17 protein-coding genes and 1 other RNA gene are annotated in these 22,274 nt (G+C 56.1%); 3 read left to right on the top strand and 15 right to left on the bottom strand.

What is annotated here, in order from left to right:
- Window positions 1–83: 83 nt before the first annotated feature.
- The 13 genes from QWJ10_RS19820 to smc all read right to left on the bottom strand — a co-directional run bounded on the left by QWJ10_RS19820 (window position 84) and on the right by smc (window position 17,894).
- Entirely contained in the window at window positions 84–410 is a 327-nt protein-coding gene (locus QWJ10_RS19820; RefSeq protein ID WP_010794802.1) for a YbaB/EbfC family nucleoid-associated protein, read from the bottom strand.
- A gap of 32 nt (window positions 411–442) precedes the next feature.
- A complete protein-coding gene (gene dnaX / locus QWJ10_RS19815; protein WP_289929262.1) occupies window positions 443–2,458 on the bottom strand; it encodes a DNA polymerase III subunit gamma/tau in 2,016 nt (671 codons plus the stop codon).
- Window positions 2,459–2,672: 214 nt separating this feature from the next.
- Entirely contained in the window at window positions 2,673–4,412 is a 1,740-nt protein-coding gene (locus tag QWJ10_RS19810) for an IlvD/Edd family dehydratase (protein ID WP_074824048.1), read from the bottom strand.
- Between the two features lie 97 nt (window positions 4,413–4,509).
- Window positions 4,510–5,478: an L-arabinose ABC transporter permease AraH gene (gene araH / locus QWJ10_RS19805; protein ID WP_010794805.1), complete on the bottom strand. Its 969-nt coding sequence runs from the start codon at window positions 5,476–5,478 to the stop codon at window positions 4,510–4,512.
- A gap of 60 nt (window positions 5,479–5,538) precedes the next feature.
- Window positions 5,539–7,059: an L-arabinose ABC transporter ATP-binding protein AraG gene (gene araG / locus QWJ10_RS19800; RefSeq protein ID WP_073450838.1), complete on the bottom strand. Its 1,521-nt coding sequence runs from the start codon at window positions 7,057–7,059 to the stop codon at window positions 5,539–5,541.
- 81 nt (window positions 7,060–7,140) lie between these two features.
- Window positions 7,141–8,154, bottom strand: coding sequence for a substrate-binding domain-containing protein (locus tag QWJ10_RS19795; protein WP_289929257.1), 1,014 nt, complete (start codon window positions 8,152–8,154; stop codon window positions 7,141–7,143).
- A gap of 189 nt (window positions 8,155–8,343) precedes the next feature.
- On the bottom strand, window positions 8,344–9,210 hold the full coding sequence (locus QWJ10_RS19790) for an SMP-30/gluconolactonase/LRE family protein (RefSeq protein WP_019363842.1): 867 nt from the start codon (window positions 9,208–9,210) through the stop codon (window positions 8,344–8,346).
- 39 nt (window positions 9,211–9,249) lie between these two features.
- Window positions 9,250–9,945 (bottom strand): FadR/GntR family transcriptional regulator, encoded by a 696-nt coding sequence (locus tag QWJ10_RS19785; protein ID WP_010794810.1) that lies wholly within the window; start codon window positions 9,943–9,945, stop codon window positions 9,250–9,252.
- Window positions 9,946–10,157: 212 nt separating this feature from the next.
- Window positions 10,158–10,349, bottom strand: a complete 192-nt coding sequence (locus QWJ10_RS19780; protein WP_010794811.1) for a hypothetical protein — start codon at window positions 10,347–10,349, stop codon at window positions 10,158–10,160.
- Window positions 10,350–10,690: 341 nt separating this feature from the next.
- An RNA gene (gene ffs, locus QWJ10_RS19775) (signal recognition particle sRNA small type) lies at window positions 10,691–10,787 on the bottom strand.
- A gap of 135 nt (window positions 10,788–10,922) precedes the next feature.
- The gene (gene ligA, locus QWJ10_RS19770) at window positions 10,923–13,310 is read right to left on the bottom strand and encodes an NAD-dependent DNA ligase LigA (protein WP_289929251.1); all 2,388 of its coding nucleotides are present in this window, start codon (window positions 13,308–13,310) and stop codon (window positions 10,923–10,925) included.
- Between the two features lie 100 nt (window positions 13,311–13,410).
- Window positions 13,411–14,277 carry a cell division protein ZipA gene (gene zipA, locus QWJ10_RS19765; protein ID WP_010794813.1) on the bottom strand — a complete coding sequence of 289 codons (867 nt, stop codon included), beginning with the start codon at window positions 14,275–14,277 and terminating at the stop codon, window positions 13,411–13,413.
- A 128-nt stretch (window positions 14,278–14,405) separates the two neighbouring features.
- Window positions 14,406–17,894: a chromosome segregation protein SMC gene (gene smc, locus QWJ10_RS19760; RefSeq protein WP_289929249.1), complete on the bottom strand. Its 3,489-nt coding sequence runs from the start codon at window positions 17,892–17,894 to the stop codon at window positions 14,406–14,408.
- 83 nt (window positions 17,895–17,977) lie between these two features.
- Here smc and QWJ10_RS19755 point away from each other — a divergent pair, with 83 nt between their 5' ends.
- The gene (locus QWJ10_RS19755; protein WP_019363837.1) at window positions 17,978–18,814 is read left to right on the top strand and encodes an ion transporter; all 837 of its coding nucleotides are present in this window, start codon (window positions 17,978–17,980) and stop codon (window positions 18,812–18,814) included.
- A gap of 53 nt (window positions 18,815–18,867) precedes the next feature.
- On the top strand, window positions 18,868–19,863 hold the full coding sequence (locus QWJ10_RS19750) for a sulfate ABC transporter substrate-binding protein (protein WP_289929246.1): 996 nt from the start codon (window positions 18,868–18,870) through the stop codon (window positions 19,861–19,863).
- 58 nt (window positions 19,864–19,921) lie between these two features.
- Here QWJ10_RS19750 and nfuA read toward each other — a convergent pair whose 3' ends face one another.
- Window positions 19,922–20,506, bottom strand: coding sequence for a Fe-S biogenesis protein NfuA (gene nfuA, locus QWJ10_RS19745; protein ID WP_010794817.1), 585 nt, complete (start codon window positions 20,504–20,506; stop codon window positions 19,922–19,924).
- Window positions 20,507–20,725: 219 nt separating this feature from the next.
- Here nfuA and QWJ10_RS19740 point away from each other — a divergent pair, with 219 nt between their 5' ends.
- Entirely contained in the window at window positions 20,726–21,265 is a 540-nt protein-coding gene (locus tag QWJ10_RS19740) for a ferritin-like domain-containing protein (protein WP_019363835.1), read from the top strand.
- Between the two features lie 54 nt (window positions 21,266–21,319).
- Here QWJ10_RS19740 and QWJ10_RS19735 read toward each other — a convergent pair whose 3' ends face one another.
- The gene (locus QWJ10_RS19735) at window positions 21,320–22,273 is read right to left on the bottom strand and encodes a sensor domain-containing diguanylate cyclase (protein ID WP_289929238.1); all 954 of its coding nucleotides are present in this window, start codon (window positions 22,271–22,273) and stop codon (window positions 21,320–21,322) included.
- Between the last annotated feature and the right edge of the window lies 1 nt (window position 22,274).

Below are 22,274 nucleotides of genomic sequence, written 5' to 3'. Positions count from 1 at the left end.
TATAGACAGGCTATCGTCTGTTAACGTGCCTGGATCGCCGCCAGCCAGAACGGCCAGCGGCGTGACCATAAGCCTTTAGACGCTTAGAAAGGCATCTTGAATCCAGGCGGCAGCTGCATGCCCGCAGTCATACCAGACATCTTTTCCTGGCTGTTCTGCTCGATCTTGCGAACGGCATCGTTCACCGCAGCCGCGATGAGGTCTTCCAGAATCTCCTTGTCTTCCTGCATCAGGCTGTCATCCAGGGACACACGCTTGACGTCGTGGCGACCTGTCATGACGACGCTGACCAGCCCGGCGCCGGATTGACCGGTCACTTCGGCATTTGCCAGCTCTTCCTGCATCTTCTGCATTTTTTCCTGCATTTGCTGAGCCTGCTTCATCAGGCCGGCCATGCCACCTTTTAACATGTCTGTTTACCTCGTCTGGTTTGAGAACCCGGTCAGTCCTTGGAATTGACCGGCTCGATAGTGTCCGCGCGGACTACAGCCGCGAACTGTTCCATCATTTGCTGGATCAGCGGATCATTCTGTATGGACGCCTCAGCTTCCCGCTGACGCTCCGCACGTTTGCGAGCGGCAGCCTGTGCTGGCGTCTCCTGCTCGGGCGTCTGGAGTGTGATATCCAGCTTGATCGTACGCCCTTGGTATTGATTCAAGGCATCATTCAAACGGCGATGCTGGTTCGTGTTGAATAATGCGCTCTGATTTGGATCCAGATGAAGGTGCCATGCATCATTTTCAACCGACACCAGCGTACAGTTTGCCGCAATGCTTGCAGTCATGCCTCCTAAGCCTAGCTTAGGTAGCAATTCGATCCACTCGGCGGCAAGTCCGGTTGCAGGTTTGGCTGCCGGTACGGGCTCTGGGGCCGTCGCCGGCGTCTCGGCCAGTACGCCTTCGGTCAGCTCGTCCAAATAGCCGTAATCGGACTCGGCATTGTAATAATCATCGGCAGGCGGTGGCTCGTCGTCTGCCAAGCCTTCATTGTCCTGCTCGTCAACGACCCGCTCAATTACAGTGGCCTCCAACGTTTCGGTTGCCATCGGAACCACATGGGTTGGCTCTACCGGCGTTTTGATGGCCGTTGTAGGTTCATCCCAGGGTAGATCGACAGGCTCGCTTGTCTGAGAGGCCTCTGGCTCTTTCGCAACAGACGATGCAGAAGCCGTTACCGGTTCCGGCCGAGGCTCGGACTTAACCAGAGCGGGACTGGGTTTCGCCACGGGCGCTGGGCGAGTGACTGGCGCAACAGGCAACTGAGCCGGCGTGGATGGTGCAGACGGAGCGGCCACCGGTTCTGGCTTGGAGTCAGTCGTGGCCTGACTGGCTCCCAACGTCTTTAACGCAGCCTTGGGTGTACTGCCGCCGCCCTCAGCCGGTCGGAAGGCCAGCATCCTCAGCAATACCATTTCAAAGCCGCCACGAGGATCAGGCGCCAACGGCAGATCTCGACGCCCAATCAACCCCATCTGGTAATAATATTGCACATCTTCGGCGGGTAGCGCCTGAGCCAAGGCCAAAACCTGCTCACGATCACCCTGACCGTTATCCACAGCCTCAGGCAACGCCTGGGCAATCGCTACACGGTGCAAAACATTCAGCATCTCGCCCAGCACACCTGCCCAATCAGGACCTTGCTCGGCAAGATGACGTACGGCCTCGAGCAGTGCGCGGGCATTGCCTTCCAGCAGGGCTTGCAATACACCATATACCTGCCCTTGATCCAACGTACCCAGCATGGCGCGTACATCGGCAGCCAGAACATGCCCTTCGCCAAAGGCAATCGCCTGATCGGTCAGGCTCATCGCATCGCGCATCGAGCCATCGGCAGCACGCCCCAGCAACCATAGGGCATCCTGTTCGAAAGGAATCTGCTCAGCGGTCAACACGTGGGTCAGGTGCTCAACCACACGCTCAGGCGGCATGTTCTTCAGCGAAAACTGCAGGCAGCGCGACAGAATGGTAACGGGGAGCTTTTGCGGATCGGTCGTTGCCAACAGGAATTTAACGTGAGGCGGCGGCTCTTCCAATGTTTTCAACAGTGCGTTGAAACTATGGGTCGAGAGCATGTGGACTTCGTCGATGAGGTAAACCTTGTAACGACCACGCGTAGGGGCGTACTGCACGTTATCCAGTAGCTCCCGGGTATCCTCTACCTTAGTGCGGCTGGCAGCATCCACTTCGATCAGATCGACGAAACGACCTTCATCGATTTCCCGGCAGACCGAACACTCCCCGCAGGGGGTCGAGCTGATGCCGGTCTCACAATTCAGACACTTCGCCAGAATACGCGCAATGGTGGTTTTACCCACCCCACGCGTGCCGGTAAAGAGATAAGCGTGATGAAGGCGCTGGTTATCCAGGGCATTGATCAGGGCTTTAAGCACATGGGTCTGTCCGACCATTTCACGGAAAGAGCGCGGACGCCATTTGCGAGCGAGAACCTGATAACTCATCGATACCTGACACGGCGAAGAAAAAGAAGTCGGCTAATGCTAGCGAAGCAAGGGGTAAATTGCATCCAAAAGCCTATGACTCGCCTCATATTCCTATATCGAGTCATGTACGGGACACCCTTTAGCCAGACTCAAGAGATGGGGTCTAGGCCAGAGAAATCAAGGCATTCAGAAGATAACCCAGCCTGAAATGGCCGGGCTACCTTAAAGAAGATCAGTGCGAGTGCCTCGGCACCTCGGAGCCACGGCAGCCAACGAGGAAGTCGAAATCACAGCCCTCATCAGCCTGCAGCACGTGGTCCACGTACAGCTTGCGGTAACCGCCACCGAGCAGGTTGGCGTTCGGGTCCTGCCAGTCCGCCAGGCGGGCCTGCAGCTCTTCATCGCTGATATCCAGATGCAGGCGGCCGTTCTCGCAGTCCAGCTCGATCATGTCACCGTCACGCACAACCGCCAGCGGACCACCTGCCGAAGCCTCCGGCGCTACGTGCAGTACCACCGTCCCATAGGCCGTCCCACTCATGCGCGCATCGGAAATACGCACCATGTCGGTAATGCCCTTGGCCAGCAGCTTGGGTGGCAGACCCATGTTGCCCACCTCAGCCATGCCCGGATACCCTTTTGGTCCGCAGTTCTTGAGCACCATGACGCAGGTCTCGTCAATATCCAGGTCCGGGTCGAGCACACGCTCCTTGTAATGCTCCAGATTCTCGAACACCACCGCACGGCCCCGGTGCTGCATCAGCTCTGGCGTGGCAGCAGAGGGTTTGAGCACTGCGCCCTTGGGTGCCAGGTTGCCCCGTAACACGCAGATGCCGCCGTCCTTGCGGATGGGATTGTCCAGCGTACGAATAACCTCATCCTTGCCATAGATAGGTGCCTCAGCGCAGTTCTGCCAGATCGATTGGCCATTGGCAGTCAGGGCATCAGGGTGCGGCAGCAGGTTTGCCTCGCCCATCCGGCGAATCACGGCAGGCAGGCCACCGGAGTAGTAAAACTCTTCCATCAGGAAGCGACCGGATGGCTGCAAGTCGACAATGGTGGGCGTACCGCGACCGACCCGCGTCCAGTCGTCCAGCTCAAGGTCTACGCCCATACGGCCAGCGATGGCCTTGAGGTGAATCACGGCATTGGTCGAACCGCCGATGGCAGCATTGACGCGGATGGCATTCTCGAATGCTTCCTTGGTCAGGATCTTCGACAGGCGAAGGTCCTCATGCACCATGTCCACGATACGCATGCCAGAGAGGTGCGCCAGTACATAGCGACGCGAATCCACGGCTGGGATCGCAGCGTTATGCGGGAGCGAGGTGCCCAGGGCTTCAGCCATGCAGGCCATGGTGGAGGCAGTACCCATGGTGTTACAGGTACCGGCCGAACGGGACATGCCGGCTTCAGCAGAGAGGAACTCGTTCAGGTCGATCAGCCCACCCTTATAGGCCTCGTGCATCTGCCAGACGATGGTACCGGCACCGATGTCGCGACCGTGGTGCTTGCCGTTGAGCATCGGGCCACCGGTCACCACGATGGCAGGTACGTCGCAGCTGGCAGCGCCCATCAGTAGCGCAGGAGTGGTCTTGTCGCAGCCGGTCAGCAGCACCACGGCATCGACCGGGTTGCCGCGGATGGCTTCCTCCACGTCCATGCTGGCCAGGTTGCGGGTCAGCATGGCGGTGGGGCGCAGGTTGGACTCGCCATTGGAGAAGACGGGAAACTCGACGGGAAAGCCGCCGGCTTCGTAGACGCCGCGCTTGACGTGCTCGGCAATCTTGCGGAAGTGGGCGTTGCAGGGGGTAAGTTCGGACCAGGTGTTGCAGATCCCGATGATGGGTTTGCCCTGGAACTCGTGGTCCGGGATGCCCTGGTTCTTCATCCAGCTGCGATACATGAAGCCGTTCTTGTCGGCATTGCCAAACCACTGGGCCGAGCGCAGGGTGGTCTTTTTTGTGGACATGATGGATGTCTCTTATCTATGGGATAGGCCGGGTCACAGGCAAAAGCGACCCCATCGGCACGTGTCAGCACGCGTGCCGTGAGGTCTCCATTAGGTATCAGCGCTGCTTGAAGCGGTCGATTACAACGGCCAGCAGCAGAATCGTTCCACGGATGACGTATTGGTAGAACGTGTCGATATTTTTGAGGTTCATGGCGTTCTCGATCACTGCCAAGATCAGCACGCCAGCAATGACGTGACGAATCATGCCGATACCACCGGCCAACGACACCCCTCCCAACACACATGCCGAGATCACGGTCAGCTCGAACCCCTGCCCTATCATCGGCTGGCCGGAGGTCATACGCGACGCCAGAACCACGCCCGCTAACGCACCGATCACACCCTGCATGGCAAAGATGATGATCTTGGTACGATCAACGTGTACACCCGCCAGCAAGGCGGCTTCTTCGTTACCACCGATAGCCAGCGTGTTGCGTCCGAACGTGGTGTAGTTGAGGAGCCAGCCAAAGAACAGGATGCATACCAGTGTGATCAGAATCGGCACCGGAACACCAAACATCTGGCCATTACCAAAGATAAAGAACTTCTCTTCCATTACGCCTACGGCCTTGCCGTTGGAAAAGATGTAACCCAGTCCGCGTACAATCTGCATGGTCGCCAAAGTTGTGATCAAGGCATTGATCTTGAGTTTGGCAATGACCAGCCCATTGATGAGCCCTACGCATAACCCCATTGCCAGTGCAGCGGTTACACCTAGCGCCACGCTATTGAATTCACGCATTACTACCGCTGCGACAACGCCCGCACAGGCAATGACCGAGCCTACAGACAGGTCAAAATGCCCAGATGCCAGACAGAACAACATGGTGCAGGCGACGATCCCCGTTGTGGAGATTGCCAGCCCCAGCCCTCGCATGTTGAGCGGCGAAAGAAAGTTATCGATAAACAAGGTACAGAGAACAAAGATCGCCAGGGCCGCCAGCATCATCGCCCAGTCATCAATAAAACGGCGAGTATCAAAGCTACGGCGCGGTGCCGCCAAAGCGTTGTTTTGCGTGGACATGGAACACCTCAATTGTTTTTGTATTTCGAAGCCTTCAAGGCAACGCAGGCTTGTTACATATCAGGCGCGCGTACGGGGCAATGCGAGCTCCAGCAAACGCTCTTCGGTCGCTTCGGCACGTGCCAGCTCACCCGTTACAGCACCTTCACTCATGACCATGATGCGGTCCGCAACCCCCATGACTTCCATGAGATCGCTCGACACCACAATCACTGCAATGCCTTTGGCCGCCAGCGAGTGAATGATCTGGTAGATTTCGGATTTCGCACCGATATCGATACCGCGTGTAGGTTCGTCCAGTAGCAACACCTTCATGGGCATGGACAGCCAGCGCCCCAGGATGGCCTTCTGCTGGTTACCGCCCGAAAGGTTCTTGATCTTTTGGTAAGGCGTAGGTGTTTTTACATTCAATGCGCGAATCTGCTTTTCAGCGTTTTCCTTTTCCCAGCGGCTTTGAAGCAGGCAGCTCCAGGTTGCATGCCGCGGACGTGCGCTGATATTGATGTTTTCGGCCACACTGCCCAGCGGAACGATGCCTTCTTTCTTGCGATCCTCGGGACAGAGCAGGATGCCAGCAGCGATGGCATCACGTGGGTTGCGAAGCGTCAACGCCTCGCCCTTGAGCTTGAGCACGCCCGCACTGTGCCGTTCAAGACCTGATAGCAGGCGGAGCAACTCGGTACGCCCTGCTCCAACCAGCCCGAAGAGCCCAAGGATTTCACCCTGGCAAACCTCAAAGCTGACTGGCTGCTGCAGACCACGCCCCATCAGGCCGGATACGTTCAAACAACCTTCGCCCTTTTCACGGGGACGATAGTCATAGATATCGTCCAGACTACGTCCTACCATGCAGGTGATCAGCTGATCCGGCGTGGTTTCACTCATGCGCTCGAATGTACGCACATGACGTCCATCCTTGAAGATCGTGACGGCATCGCAGATATGGAAGACTTCTTCCATCCGGTGCGAAACATAAAGAATGACTTTTCCCTCATCGCGCAAACGCGCAATGATTGCCATCAGCCGCTCGGTTTCACGGGCAGACAGGCTGCTGGTGGGCTCATCGAATGCAATTACATGGGCGCCACGAGACAAGGACTTGGCAATTTCCACCAACTGCCGCTGCCCCAGGGACAGACGCCCGACGCGCGTATTCGGATCGATTTCCTCCGCTAGGCCTTTCAGCAATTGCAGAGCCTGTTGACGAAGACGCCCACGGTTAACAATGCCGTAGCGGGCCGGCAAGTGACCCAGAAACAGGTTCTCAGCCACAGTCATTTCCGGAACGAGTTGAAGTTCCTGGTGAATCACGGCTACGCCATTACGGATACTGTCCGCCGTGTTCTTGAAGACCATGTCACGATCACCAATGCGTAGATGACCGCTACTGGGCTGGTAATAGCCACCCAGAATCTTGAGCAATGTTGACTTGCCTGCACCGTTTTCCCCCATCAGGGCATGTACGGAGCCGGGGCGAGCCGTGAAGTTGATGTCGGACAGCGCCTTGACGCCAGGAAACGTCTTACCAATGCCCTGGAACGCAAGGCTTTCGCCCTGCACCGACTGCTGTAATGCTTCCATATCACCTCCTAAAGCGACGCCATAGAGGCGTCGCAAGGTTGCAAGGAGTCCGTCAGGCGGACCGGATAATGCAGGAGACGGTTATTTCCAGAGCCCGATCTTTTCGAGTTCCTGTTGGAAGTTTTCGCGTGTGATCAGCGTAACCTTGTCCATGGCGGTGTACTTGGGCGGCTCTTTGCCGGTAGTCACCCATTCGTACATCATAGTGGCGGTCTGGTAGCCCTCTTCGTGTGGGCTGGGAAGCATCGAGCCGAAGAAGCCGCTGTTGGGCTTTTTCAACTCACCGATAGCATCTGTACCGTTGATGCCGATTCCGATCACGTTTTCAGCACTGAAGCCGGCACTTTCAGTCGCCCTCACACCACCCAGCACTGTGTTGTCATTCATACCACCTACGATCAGGTGCTTGGCGCTACCCGGTAGCTTGACGAGTGCGGAGCTGGTGGCATCCATGCTGCCGGGTACATCCAGCGTCTTTTGCGGAGCATAAATGATGTGGTCCTCTGGCAGACCGGCGTCACGCAACGCCTTTACAGAGCCGTCGGTACGCTGCTTTCCGGTATCAAGCTCATTGAAGGTGTTGATAACCGCGTAGGTTTCATCCCACTTCCAGTTGCGCTTCTTGGCTTCCGTAGCCATTGCCTCGCCCTGTTGACGCCCTACATCAAAGGCGGCCATGCCCAAGTAAGGCACGTCTTCCATGAACTTTCCGTCGGAGCCGACAAAGCGATCATCCACGGCCATGACTTTCAAGCCATTGATCTTGGACTTGGCCACGATGGCTGGGCCGAGGGAAACATCAGGCGGACAAATGACAAAGCCTTTAGCACCGTTAGCCGCCAGGCTATCGATGGCGGAAAGCGTTTTTTCACCATCAGGTACAGCAATCTTGAGGAGGGTAAAGCCTTTATCTTTCGCAGCTTTTTCTGCAAAAGCCCACTCGGTCTGAAACCAAGGTTCTTCAGGCTGCTTGACGAGAAAGCCGATCTTCACATCTTCGGCATGGGCGACCGAAGCCGCAGATAACGAAAGGCCCAGCGCACCAGCTGCCAAGGCAGATTTCACCAGGGAAGAAATCCCACGGCCACGAAACATAGCTACCTCCTTATTTTTATTGAATAGCTAGCGTGTACTGCATCAAATTGTGCTGACACCTGACTGACGTAATAAGACAGACCAGGCGAAACAGTCATATCATAATATGATTGGACTCGATCGGCTGCAACTTCTCCTTGAGCAATCGAAAAAAGAGAAGCGCTGGATCACAAATCGAGTCGCTTAACGTCAACCCATGAAGCGATGGCACGGCATCCCGGCCACATCCACACGCGCACAAAGCACAGAACCATCTAGAGGCTGATCACCTGCCGCACTCGTGACATAGAGCGTCTTGAGGTCGTGTCCGCCAAACACACAACTGGTGGGCCGGGACACAGGTAGCTCTATAATCGTGTCGACACAACCGTCTGGAGCAAATCGAATCAGACAGTGGCCGTCCCAGCGCGCATTCCAGACATATCCCTGCGAATCCATGGCAGACCCATCTGGATGACCACGCTCATGGGCCTGCGCCCAAACTGTTCTTTCGCCAAGCCCCTTGGCACCAATAGTATGACGGTAGATCACGCTTTCCAGCGTATCGGCGGTGTAAACGCAATCCCCCTCTGTACTCCAGAGTAGCGTGTTGGCAATGCCGATATCGCTGGCCAGACGAGTGACCTTCGCATCAGGACCGATATGAAATAATCCACCCGAACGACGGGTGATCGGCAGGTCTTCGCCCTGCTCACCTATATTGTTCTGCATGCTGCCCAACCACAGATTCCCTGCCGCGTCGCAGCGCGCCTCATTGGCGCGGTTCCCCTCAATAGGATCCGGTACGCAGAACAGTGAAAGTGAAGGTGCATGCGGTGGTGATTCCAGGTCCAGGCGGTGAACACCACTGACCATGGTCAGCAACGCATCTCCGCGTATCGTGGGAATAAAGGCCGAAACAGGCTCGGTCACCTGCCATTCAGAGTAATGCCCCCCCTCCAGTCGACAGGCTTTCTTACCTACGATATCCACCCAGTACAACGCTTGGGTGGGCTCATCCCAAAAAGGACCTTCCGCTAATTTAAAGCGATGGGATATAACCGGTTGCCACTCCATAAAGCATCCTTATTTGTAGTTATGAATGCACAGCTCACGCTAACTACTAGCCTGAGCATATTTAGAAATCGTGACAGCAGCCTTGTCGATCAACGTCATGCATGCCCAAACGCCCCGAGAGGAATCTCGCGCAGCAATGGCATCCGCCAGCTCCTTGTGCAAGGGCAGCGTTCGTTGCAACTCTGAAGGATCGACAGACGAAATCTGAAAGGAAACGGCAAGCAAGGCGCCTAGCGCGGGCACCATTTGCTCGATGAACTGGTTGTGACTGGCCGCCAGGACGCACTCATGGAAGTGCTGGTCGGCACTGTTGTAATCTCCACCTGAAAGCGAAGCTTCCAACGCCGTATAGGCTGCCTGGACGCGCCTGATCTGCTCAGGTGTTGCACGCTCGCAAGCCCAGCGCACAGCCACTGGCTCAATAGCACGCCGTAAATCAAGCAGATCCTTGACGAAATTCTCGGGCAAGCCGCCACGACTCAACCATGCCACCACCTGGGGATCGAAGAGATTCCACCGATTTAGGGGTAATACACGGCTTCCCACCTTGGGGCCCACCTCGATCATCCCCTTGGCGACCAGTGTCTTGATGGCCTCCCGCACGACCGTTCGACTGACACCCAACTCCTCACCAAGATCCGCCTCGACTTTCAGCGCATCCCCAGGCTTGAATTGCCCGGAAGCGATCAAGCTACCCAGTTTATCTACGGCTGATGCGTGAAAGTTATTCGACATTCAGACCTCGCCCTCGCCCGCTCTGACCTATAAGCATCTTAACGACTGTTGAAGGCCGTTGCTCGATCAGCGCAAAGACGTATTGTTATTGATAGAAAGCGCTCTAATCATCATATGATTAGACGAGGCAACTGAAAAGAAAAATAAGGAGGGCGGTTATTGCGCACAGCTGTGCAGCTGCCAATCAGCCGCACAGATGCTAGAGAAAACTATCAGACGTTAAGACGGAACCACACCCCGCCCCATTGCTCTGCTTCGCATTTAGCTTCCTGCTCGTTGTTGAACTCCGAAATGATTCCTCCATGTGCATAAACCACAGCCCATGCCTCCTGCACAGTTTTCTGAATGATAGATACGAATGAAACAGGCTCTTCTGGGGATACTGATGTCTGGATGCTTTCCATTTTTTGCTCATCCTTTGAATTTTATTATTGCAGCCCTTTCCTCATCCTTTTGTAGAAAGGACTACTGGATGCACGCTGAACAATATTCTTTGACAAGCAGGTCAGAACAACACATACAGACAAGCGCTGCAGTACAACTAGGACCTACGTCACGCTGTAGAAATGAAATACGTTAATTAATTCAATCTTAAGCGTGAAAAATTGTGACAGACAGATGAGCGGTAGCAAAGTGCCTTCATGGCAAAAGACTATTGCTAAACGCGAGAATATCTACCCGCAAAAGCAGCAAATTCGAGAAGTTGATTAGAGAGTCAAGCTGAACGCTTTAAGAATGGAGGTGGCCCCACCAGCCACACCCCGGCACACGATGTCACCGCTACGGCTGCTTCCTTCCGGACCTGACCGGGTTCACGGCTGATCGTTGCGGGGGGACCGGCAGGACCACCATAACGAACGTCACCAACAGGTGAGGCGCATCATTCTACTCACTTGAGCAGAAGTTACAAGCTTTTCAGTCATTTAGCGGATAATTAATAAGACGGCGCCTTCTGGATGGAGGGCGCCGTCTTATTTTCAGCTCACCTCGAAGCTGGCCAGACGATCAAGCAGAGCCTGCTCATCCAGTACCGTAACACCTAGCTTGGTTGCCTTGGTCAGCTTTGATCCAGCGCCCGGACCTGCTACGACACATGTGGTTTTGGCAGATACCGATCCGGAAACCTTAGCGCCAAGCGCCTCGAGCTTTTCCTTGGCTACATCTCGACTCATCGCCTCTAGCGTTCCTGTCAGCACCCACGTCTGACCTGCTAGCGGCAACCCTTCCACTTGTGTCCTTTCGCTTTCCCAATGCATGCCAAATTCGCGCAGCTGTGCCTCGATCATTCGCGCGCGCTCTGCGTGTTCAGCCTGACTGAAGAAATCGCGCACGGCATTCTTGGCTCTTTCGTTCAAGCCCTTCATGGCGCTCAGATCCAGCCAGTCGGCAGTAATCAACGCTTCCAGCGTCTTGAAGTGACCGGCGAGATTTTTAGCGCCGGTTGCCGCTACATAGGGAATACCCAGCTTCTCGATGAAATCGGCAAACGTGGCGTAGCCAGCGAACTCAGGATGAAGCTCACCCTCCTCCTGAACCTGCACGCCATTACGCAACAAATCACCAATGACATTCTGGTTGTGCTCTTCCTCGAAGAAGTTATGGATCTCGTACGCGACCTCATAACCAATATCGGGTAAGTAGATCAGCACTTCCGGCAAGGCCCGCTGAATACGCTCCAGACTCCCGAACGTACGTGCCAGCAGCTTGGCAGTTTCCTCGCCGACATCGGGGATGCCCAAGGCAAAAATGAAACGTGCCAGCACAGGCGTTCGGCTGTTCGCGATAGCGCTGAGCAGGTTTCTGGTCGAGATTTCCGCAAACCCCTCCAGCTGGATGACCTGTTCAAAGGTCAACGCATACAGATCAGCCGGTGACTTGACCATACCCCGGTCTACCAGCTGCTCGATAATCTTGTCGCCCAGCCCATCGATTTCCATCGCACGGCGTGACGCAAAATGAATGATGGACTGCTTGAGCTGCGCCTGACAGACCAGGCGACCTACGCAGCGATAGACAGCGCCCACGCTGACCGATTCTCGTCCCTTGCCTCGCTTGACGAGCTGTGTCCGTTCCACTTCCGAGCCACAGACGGGACAATGGGTCGGCGCCGCCACAGGCCGCGCATCTGCCGGACGACGCTCAAGCACCACCTGCATGACCTGAGGAATAACATCGCCTGCACGGCGGATGATGACAGTATCGCCAATCATCACGCCCAGCCTTTCGACCTCATCCATATTGTGCAGGGTTGCATTGGTGACCGTAACGCCGCCCACTTGAACCGGCTTGAGACGAGCAACAGGCGTGATGGCGCCCGTACGGCCCACCTGAAACTCAACGTTGGTAAGCTCCGTCAGCTCCTCACGGGCTGGAAACTTGTGGGCAATCGCCCAGCGCGGCTCCCTGGCCCGGAAGCCCAGCTCCTTCTGCCAATCGATACGGTTAACCTTGAAGACGACGCCATCGATTTCATAAGCGAGCCCATCACGTCGCTCGCCAATATCATGGTAGTAATCACGGCACGCCTGAGCACCTTTGGCCAGCTTCAGCTCCTTGCTGATTGGAATGCCCCACTTGCGAACCGACTGCAAGATCTCGTATTGAGTATTTGGCAGCGTTCCGCCCTCTACCCGTCCGTAGCCGTAACAGCAGAATTCGAGCGGGCGCTTGGCAGTAATACTGGAGTCGAGCTGGCGCAAACTGCCTGCGGCGGCATTACGTGGGTTCGCAAAGGTTTTTCCACCGGCTTCCATGGCGCGCTCATTCAAGGCTTCGAAACCGGCCTTGGACATAAAGACTTCGCCCCGCACCTCGAGCACCTCCGGCCAACCACTGCCTTGAAGCTTGAGCGGGACGTTGCGGATAGTACGCACGTTGGCGGTGATGTCCTCGCCTGTCGTGCCGTCACCACGGGTCGCCCCGCGAACAAGCACGCCCCGCTCATACAGCAGGCTTACCGCCAGGCCGTCGAGCTTGGGCTCACAGGTGTATTCAATTTCTGCCGTCTGGCTGAAAAGATTGTTACCGTTATGACTGCCAAGCTCATCAGCCAGCCCGTCCCGTACGCGGCGATCAAATTCGAGCAAATCCTTTTCTTCAAAGGCATTCCCCAAACTTAGCATGGGGACTTCATGGCGAATCGTCCCGAAAGCCGACAGGGCGGAGCCACTCACCCGCTGCGTGGGAGAGTCAGGCGTAATCAGCTCAGGGTGCTCGGCCTCAAGCGCCTTGAGCTCACGAAACAGCCGATCGTATTCGGCATCTGGAACACTGGGTTCATCCAGAACATAGTAACGGTAATTATGCGCATCGATTTCGCTGCGCAAAGAAGCGATCCGCTCAGCGGCATCTTGGGCTTGGGTCATGCTGTTCTCTCTCTAGCACCAAGGCTGGACGTCATGTCCAGCAACAGGCAGAAACAAAAAGAGCAGCATAAGCTGCTCTTTAATCGACTCTGAAATCGGCTCAGCGTTTCTGAGTCAGGCTCTTACGTTCGAAGTCGATGATACGCTGGCGGTAGTGTTCGATGGTCTGTGCCGTCATGACGCTACGCTGCTCGTCCTTTAACTCACCGTTGAGCTCGGAGGCCAGCTTGCGAGCGGCAGCCACCATCACTTCAAACGCCTGCTTGGGATGCCGCGGGCCTGGAAGGCCTAAAAAGAAGCTTACGGCCGGCGTGCGGAAGCTATCGATGTTGTCCAGATCAAACGTACCTGGCCGTACGGCATTGGCCATGGAGAAAAGCACTTCGCCGTTGCCGGACATGCTCTCGTGACGATGGAAGATATCCATATCACCGAAGCGCAGGCCGCTTTCCAAAATGTTCTGCAGCAGAGCCGGACCGCGAAAGCCGTTCTCATCACGCGAAATCACGTTGATGACCAACACCTCTTCGACGGGTGGCAGCTCTTTGCGCTCTTTGCGAGGCTCCTCCATCGCAGACAGGTCCGGCTCGGCGTCGACGATGTCCTTGCGGGCCTTGCCCTTGCCACGAGCCGGTGCCTCATCATCATCAGCCAGGGCACTGAACTGAGGTTCGGCGCCGCCTAGCTCTAACTCTTCCGCAACAGGTTCTTCGCGGCGCTTGCGAGCGGCACGACTTGGGCGAGGCGCTTCTTCCTCGCTATCAAAAGACGGCTCCTTATGTTCGACCACACGAGACGGCCCTAGTAGTTCTGAACTACCGCCCTCATCGGACTGGCCGGAGAGATTGTTGTCCAGGCGAAACTTGAGTTTCCCTTTCCCGCTCATCCGTCGCCAGCCATCGAAAAGTATGCCGGCGATTACGATAATGCCGATGATGATCAGCCATTCGCGCAGACCGATATCCATGTAAGACGCATACCTCTGTCAAAAATCAACTTCGCGCTCGCCACTTGCCCATGCATAGCAAAATGCCAAACGCCCAAAAACGGGCATAAACTAGCACGCCCGCCACCAACTTTACACCGTCTGTCGTATCAAGCTTCAGCCAAAGCAACAGCTTCTTCGACATCGACGGCCACCAAACGCGAACAGCCCGGTTCGTGCATCGTCACGCCCATCAGCTGATCGGCCATTTCCATGGCGATCTTGTTGTGTGTGATATAGATGAACTGCACTTTTTCGGACATTTCCTTCACCAGCCGCGCGTAGCGGCCAACGTTGGCATCGTCCAGAGGCGCGTCCACTTCGTCAAGCATGCAGAATGGCGCTGGATTGAGCTGAAAAATCGCAAAAACCAACGCGATTGCCGTCAATGCCTTCTCACCGCCCGACAAGAGATGAATCGTGCTGTTCTTCTTGCCCGGCGGACGCGCCATGATCGCAACCCCGGTATCGAGTAAATCTTCTCCCGTAAGTTCCAGATAGGCGTGTCCGCCGCCAAAAACTTTTGGAAACAAGGCCTGAAGGCCATTATTGATCTGATCGAATGTTTCCTTGAAACGATTGCGGGTTTCACGGTCGATCTTGCGAATCACGTTTTCGAGCGTTTCCAAGGCCTCAACAAGATCATCGTTTTGCGCATCCAGATAGCGCTTGCGCTCGGATTGCTGCTGATACTCCTCGATGGCTGCCAGGTTAATGGCACCCAGGCGTTGAATACGCGCATTCAGCGCCTCCAGCTGAGACTCCCATGCCGATTCGGTGGCATCCTCAGGCAAGGTAGCCACTACGGTCTGCAGGTCATACCCCTCTTCATGCAGCTGCTCCTGAAGGGTTTTACGGCGCACGGACAGTCCCTGCCACTCAAGCCGCTGCTGCTCCACCTGACTGCGCACCACCTGCGCCTGCTGCTCGGCCTGGGTGCGACGGCGCTCGGACTCACGCAGCTCACGATCCGCTTCCTCCAAAGCCATGCGCGCGCCTCGCAACTCCTCATCGACGCTCATACGGCGCTCAAGCAATTCTTCGAGTTTCAACCTGAGCTCTTCAATCGGTGCAGAGCCCTCTTCCAGGTTGAGACTAAGCTGCTCACGTCGCTCGTCGAGCCGAGCCGCCTGCAGCAGCAGACGCTCCAGTGCCTGCTGTGTAGAGTCATGCTGGGCTTTGAGCGACCCCAGCCTTACAGCCAGCTGATGAGCCTGCTCCTTATGCTGCCTCGCCTCCTGACGAGCCCGATCCAGCCGCTCGCGTAGCGTCTCGCGCTGAGCGATCAACAGGTCGCGGCGCTCGGTATCGGCAGCCATGGCATCCAATGCATCCTGAAGGCTCAGTCGTGCTTCACCAATCTGCTCGGTCTCGATAGCGCGTTGCTCTGCCATTTCAACCCGCTCGTCTTCAAGCCGCTTTCGGCGCAGTCCAAGCTGCTCGGCCTTGGCCTGCCGTGCCGACAGCTGAGCTCTGACTTCACCCTGGCGGCGGCTCTCCTCCTGAGATCGACGGCGGACCGTTTCGCGGCTGCGCTCTAGCTCTGCCAACTGCTCCTGCGCCTGCTCAAATGCCTTTTGCCCCTCACTCAGCCGGTGTTCCAGCTGAGTACGCTCAGCGTGTAAACGCTCAAGCTCCTGGCCGCGCGCCAGCACACCGCTTTCCGCCTCGCTGGAGCGCTGTATTCGTAAAAAGTGACGGGATACCCAATACCCGTCTCGACTGACAAGGCTCTGCCCGTCAGCAAGCCTCTGCCGCTGCGCCAGTGCGTCCTCAAGGGTCTCCACTGGAAATACATTGCCCAGCCAGGGCGACAGATCATGTGGGGCTTCGACTTTATCCAACAAGCTCCCTGGCGTTGCAGGCGCTACATGCCCAGGTGTTACCAGGCGCAGCTCGCCCTGCTCGAATGCAGCCAGGTCGAGACCGGAGAGATCATCCAGGCAAACCGCCTGCAAATCAGCGCCCAACACCGTTTCAACGGCTCTCTCCCAGCCTGACTCAACCCGAACACCCTCGGCCAGGCGGCTACGCTCATGCAGATCATGCAGGCGCATCCAGTCATCCGCCCCTTTTCCAGGATCGAGCACAGCCTGCTGCAAGGCCTCCAGGGAGACAATACGTCCCTCCAGACGCTGTAATTCACCTTGCGTTGCGGCCTGCTGGGCGGTCACGACCTGTAGCTGCTCTCGACCGATAGCCAGCTGCTCGGTGACCTCTATTTCTTCCTGGGCGAGGTCCTCGAGAATCAACTCGATTCCCGCGAGCTCTTCGCTGAGCTCGAGCAACGCCGCGTCTTCAGGGTCCGCCGCCAGTTGCGTCAGCTCGTCACGCAGACGCCGCTCGCGCTCCATGAGTCGCTCCAGGCTTTGCTCCAAGTGACGAATCCGGGACTGTTGAATATCGGCCTCACGTTGAGGCGCTGCACTGTGCTGGTTGAAGCTGTCCCACTGCTGCTGCCACGCTTGCATGGCCTGCTCGGACGCCTCCAGCGCCAGGGCAGATTCTTCAGCAGAAGCTGCGCTCATTTCCTGCTCGGGCTCCAGCATGGCCAGCTCTTCGGCCAGGGTAGCAAGAAGCGCCTGGTCATTACCCAGATGTGCGGCGGTTTCTTCCCGAGAGCGCTCGGCTTCACGCAAATCATCCTGCAGCTGACGCAAGCGCTGCTGGCCGTGCTGAATGCTCTGCTCGACCCGCGCAATGTCTCCACCAACCGAATAGAAGCGCCCCTGCACCTGATTGAACCGCTCGGACAAATCATGATGGCTGTCTCGCAGTCGCTCAATACTGGCATCAGCACTGCGCTGCTCAGCAACCAACGCTTCGAGTGCTACCTCCTGATTGCCAATGACGCGCTCACGCTGCTGCACCAGCTCATCCAGATCGCGCCAACGAAGTGCTCCCAGCTGGGCACGAAGCTGACGCTCTTCCGCCTTGTACTCCTGATATTTCTCGGCAGCCTGCGCCTGTCGGTGCAACCGTTCGAGTTGCCGTTCAAGCTCTTCACGAAGGTCCGTCAGGCGCGCCAGGTTTTCCTGGGTACGGCGAATACGGCTTTCCGTTTCACGACGGCGCTCCTTGTACTTGGAGATCCCCGCCGCTTCTTCGATGTAGTTGCGCAAATCCTCGGGACGAGCCTCGATCAGCTTGGAAATCATCCCCTGCTCGATGATCGAATAACTGCGCGGGCCAAGCCCTGTGCCCAAAAAGATATCAGTGATGTCGCGGCGACGGCATTTGGTACCGTTGAGAAAATAGGTATTCTGCCCGTCCCGAGTTACCCGTCGGCGAATGGAGATTTCCGCATAGCTGGCATACTCACCGACCAGAGAGTTGTCCGAATTATCAAAAATCAGCTCGATTGAAGCCTGAGTAACCGGTTTGCGGCTGTTCGAGCCGTTGAAGATGACATCGGTCATCGACTCGCCGCGCAAGTTCTTTGCCGAGCTTTCGCCCATGACCCAGCGCACGGCGTCGATGATATTCGATTTGCCGCATCCGTTCGGCCCTACGACTGCCGACATATTGCTGGGGAAATTAACGGTTGTCGGGTCTACAAATGATTTGAAGCCCGCCAACTTGATGGATTTTAGCCGCATGCGCCCTTCCTTCGCGTGCCTTCATTACCGGCATGGCGAGAAGACACAAGGGTGCGATTTTAACATTAGAAGGAGTCTATGCCATGGCCGACGCTCAGCGCCTGCGCCGACGTCTGGAGATCATCATCTTCCATTCCAACACCGCTCCGGGACGTTGGTTCGACGAAGCCCTCCTCTTTGCGATCCTGGCGAGCCTGGTCGTGGTCATGCTCGATAGCGTGGCGGACATCCATGCTCGATACGACGAGCTGCTGTCCCTGTGCGAATGGACATTTACCGTTCTGTTCACCATCGAATATCTGTTGAGGCTGTACAGTGCACGAAAACCTGCGAAGTATGCCTTCAGCTTTTTCGGCATCGTGGATCTGCTGGCCATCTTACCCAGCTTCATTGCGCTCTTCCTACCGAGCGCTCAATACCTATTAGTGGTCCGCATCCTGCGTCTGCTCCGGGTGTTTAGGATTCTCAAGCTTCGTCAGTACCTCACCCAGGCAAATTTTCTTGTAACAGCCTTAAGGGGCAGCCGGCAAAAGATCATCGTCTTTCTGCTGAGTGTTCTGACAATGGTGACGCTGTTCGGCTCCCTGATGTATGTAGTGGAGGGGCCGGAAAACGGCTACACCAGTATTCCCAAGAGCATTTACTGGGCTATCGTGACCCTGACAACCGTAGGGTTCGGCGACATGGTTCCGCAGACTGCCTTGGGTCAGGCTATCGCGAGCTTCGTCATGATCTGCGGTTATTCGATCATCGCGGTGCCTACTGGCATTTTTACCGCTGAGCTCTCCAATGCCATTCGAGGCGAGAACAGTATCCACAAGCCGTGCGGGGCGTGTGGCAAGGAACTCCACGAAGCACAGGCATCGTTTTGTAGCCGCTGTGGAAACTCGCTTTATAAACGAACAGTAATACCGGAATAATGTGGCCCTTCCAGAGCGGGACGCTCTGATAACAACCGATAAGAGACATCACCATGAGAAAACAACTCTTCGCTCCGCTATTGGCGGCCGGCCTGCTCCTGGGAAGTGCCGCGAATGCAGCGCCCCTGCTGAACGTTTCCTATGACGTGATGCGTGACTTCTACAAGGAGTACAACCCGGCCTTCCAAAAGCACTGGAAGGAGACCCATGACCAGAATATAACCATTCAGATGTCTCATGGTGGCTCAAGCAAACAGGCCCGCGCCGTCATTGATGGCTTACCTGCGGATGTCATCACCATGAATCAGGCCACCGACATTAACGCCCTGGCCGACAATGGCGGGCTGATCCCCAAGAACTGGGCCGAGCGTCTACCGAATAACAGCGCCCCATTCACCTCCGCTACCGTCTTTATCGTTCGCAAAGGCAACCCAAAGGGCATTAAAGACTGGCCTGACTTGGTCAGGGACGGTACGGAAGTCATCATTCCAAATCCCAAGGTCACAGGTAACGGACGTTACTCCTACCTTTCCGCCTGGGGATACGTTTTGAAAACCGGAGGCGACGAGGCCAAGGCCAAAGCCCTTGTGGGCGAGCTGTTCAAGCATGTTCCGGTTCTGGATACAGGCGGTCGCGCTGCTACCACAACCTTCATGCAAAATCAGATTGGCGATGTGCTGCTGACCTTTGAAAACGAGGCCGAAATGATTGCGCGCGAATTTGGTCGCGGTAACTTCGAGGTGATCTACCCCAGCGTATCGGCTGAAGCCGAGCCACCCGTCACGGTGGTCGACAAGGTCGTTGACAAGAAAGGCTCACGCGAAGTGGCTGAGGGATATCTCAAGTATCTCTGGTCGGAAGAAGGTCAGCGTATCGCAGCCGACAACTATCTGCGTCCACGCAATGCAGAGATTCTGGCGCAGTATCAGGACCGCTTCCCGAAAGTGGACTTCTTCTCAGTCGAGCAATTGTTTGGTGACTGGCGGACCGTACAGAAAACGCACTTTGCCGATGGCGGTGTCTTCGACCAGATCTATACCCCGCACTAACTAACAGGCGGCATAGAAAAGGCGGCTCGTAGCCGCCTTTTCTTTTCGCAAAACCCTATCAGTAATAGGCGTTTTCGCGATTGCTATGATCGGTTACGTCACGAACGCCTTTCAGGTCAGGGATACGCTCGATCAAGGTACGCTCGACGCCATCCTTGAGCGTCAGGTCAACCTGACCGCAGCCCTGGCAGCCGCCTCCAAAACGCAACACGGCAACCCCGTCTTCTACCACCTCAACCAGACTCACCATACCGCCGTGGCTGGCCAGACCGGGATTGATTTCAGTCTGCAGGTAATAATTGATGCGCTCGCTGATCGGGCTGTCTTCGCTGATCATCGGCACCTTGGCGTTGGGCGCCTTGATGGTCAGCTGACCACCCATGCGATCCTGGGCATAGTCGACGATGGCATCTTCCAGAAAGGGCTCGCTGATCGCATCGATCCAGGCGGTAAAGTCCTTCAGACCAAACGACGTATCTTCCGGCTTCTGCTCGCCCGGCTTGCAGTAGGCAATACAGGTCTCGGCGTACTGGGTTCCCGGCTGCGTAATGAAAATGCGAATGCCGATACCGGGAGTGTTTTGCTTTTCAAGCAGGCCAGCCAGGTAATCCTGGGCGGCTTCAGTAATGGTGATAGCGCTCATTTCTACTCCTCGCTTACCTGGGCGCAGTGTACGCCAGAGCGGCCTACGGTTAAAGACTTACTAGTTTAGTAGGATAAATGGCACCTGTGCTCGATTCTTTCAAGCCCGATCCGCCGATAAATCTTGGACAAAACTTTTACCAGACGTGGGAATCACATCTGGACAGGCCCCGACAGAGGGCCATCCCAGATGGACCGTGAAGCCTAAGAGGAATGCCCCATGCTGACCAACCAACCCTTTCTGACCGATATCGAAACCATTCGCCAACGAGCCCGCCAACATATTGAAGACGGTCCCATCACCGAGGGCTATAGCGCCGATCGCGAAACCGTTATCAAACTCCTTAACGATTCTCTTGCGACCGAGATCGTATGCACGCTGCGCTACAAGCGTCATTACTTCATGGCTACCGGTATCAAGGCTAGCGTTGCGGCTGCCGAATTTCAGGAGCATGCCGACCAGGAACAGGAGCACGCCGATCGCCTGGCCGAGCGTATCGTGCAACTGGGCGGCGAGCCTGATTTCAACCCTGAAGGTCTGCTCACCCGCTCCCATGCCCAATATGCCGAAGGTCACGACCTGCGTGACATGATCAAGGAAGACTTGATCGCCGAGCGCATCGCCATCGATACCTATCGCGAGATCGTGCAGTACATCGGTGATAAGGACCCAACCACACGGCGTATCTTCGAAGACATCCTGGCTCAGGAAGAAGAACACGCCGATGACATGGCTGGCTTGCTGCAAGGCCTGGATTGATCAGCACGGCATATCAAAAGCCCGCTTGAAACAGCGGGCTTTTTTCTCGCCTACTCATGCGTCTAAATAGACCGTAACCTGATTGCGACCATTATGCTTGGACCGGTAAAGCGCCTGATCGGCACGCTCCAGCAACACCTCAGGGCTCTCTACCGGCAGGCTCAAGTCGGCGATACCAATGCTGATCGTAAAGGTAATCTGCTTACCTTCGTGCTCCACCTTCAACTGTTCGGCCTGCTGGCGCAAGCGTTCTGCAAAGACCTGGGCGCCACTGCATGGCGTATCCGGCATCAGAATGACGAACTCCTCACCACCATAGCGCCCCGCCCTGTCGGTTGCCCGAATATGCCCGTTAATCAGGTTAGCCAGAGCCTGGATAACCTTGTCGCCTCCCGGATGACCGTAGGTGTCATTGATCTTTTTGAAATGATCGATATCAATAATCACCAGCCCGACATTGCAACGGTAGCGCAAATGACGCGCGAATTCATGCTTCAGGCATTCATCCCAGAAGCCACGATTGAACAGTCCGGTCAGCCGGTCGGTTCGTGACAACTGCTCCAGCTGACCATTGACCGACTGCAGCTGACGCGTGTTGGTCGCGACCCGTGTCACGTCATAGATAATGATACCGATGTAACCCACCCCGCCTCGCGTGTCATGCAAAGGCAGAATAGTGACATTCTGGTACATATGGTCTTCCAGGCCTGTAATGGGCTGGTAATTTTTGAACTTGACCAGATAGGGTCGTTGCTCCCAGATAGTAAACATTGGCGTTCCCAACATGGCGACGCCTTCGACCTTGTAACGGAACCACTCTTCATCCATCTCGGGAAAAAGCGAAAAGACCGGCTTGCCTTGCGCGTCACTCGGAACGATCCCCGAATGGTTTTCCATGAAGCTATTCCAGACTTCCACTTCATACTTGCGATTGATCACCAGCACACCGACATCGATGTGCTGCACGATATCCAGCATCCAGTGAAGATCGTCGAGTTCGATCGCCATG

Origin of the sequence: Pseudomonas sp. WAC2, from assembly GCF_030403525.1 — a bacterium.
In the GTDB taxonomy this organism is placed as follows: domain Bacteria; phylum Pseudomonadota; class Gammaproteobacteria; order Pseudomonadales; family Pseudomonadaceae; genus Chryseomonas; species Chryseomonas luteola.
The sequence above is the reverse complement of the archived record's forward strand: the minus strand, read 5'-3'. Positions and strand labels throughout refer to the sequence as shown.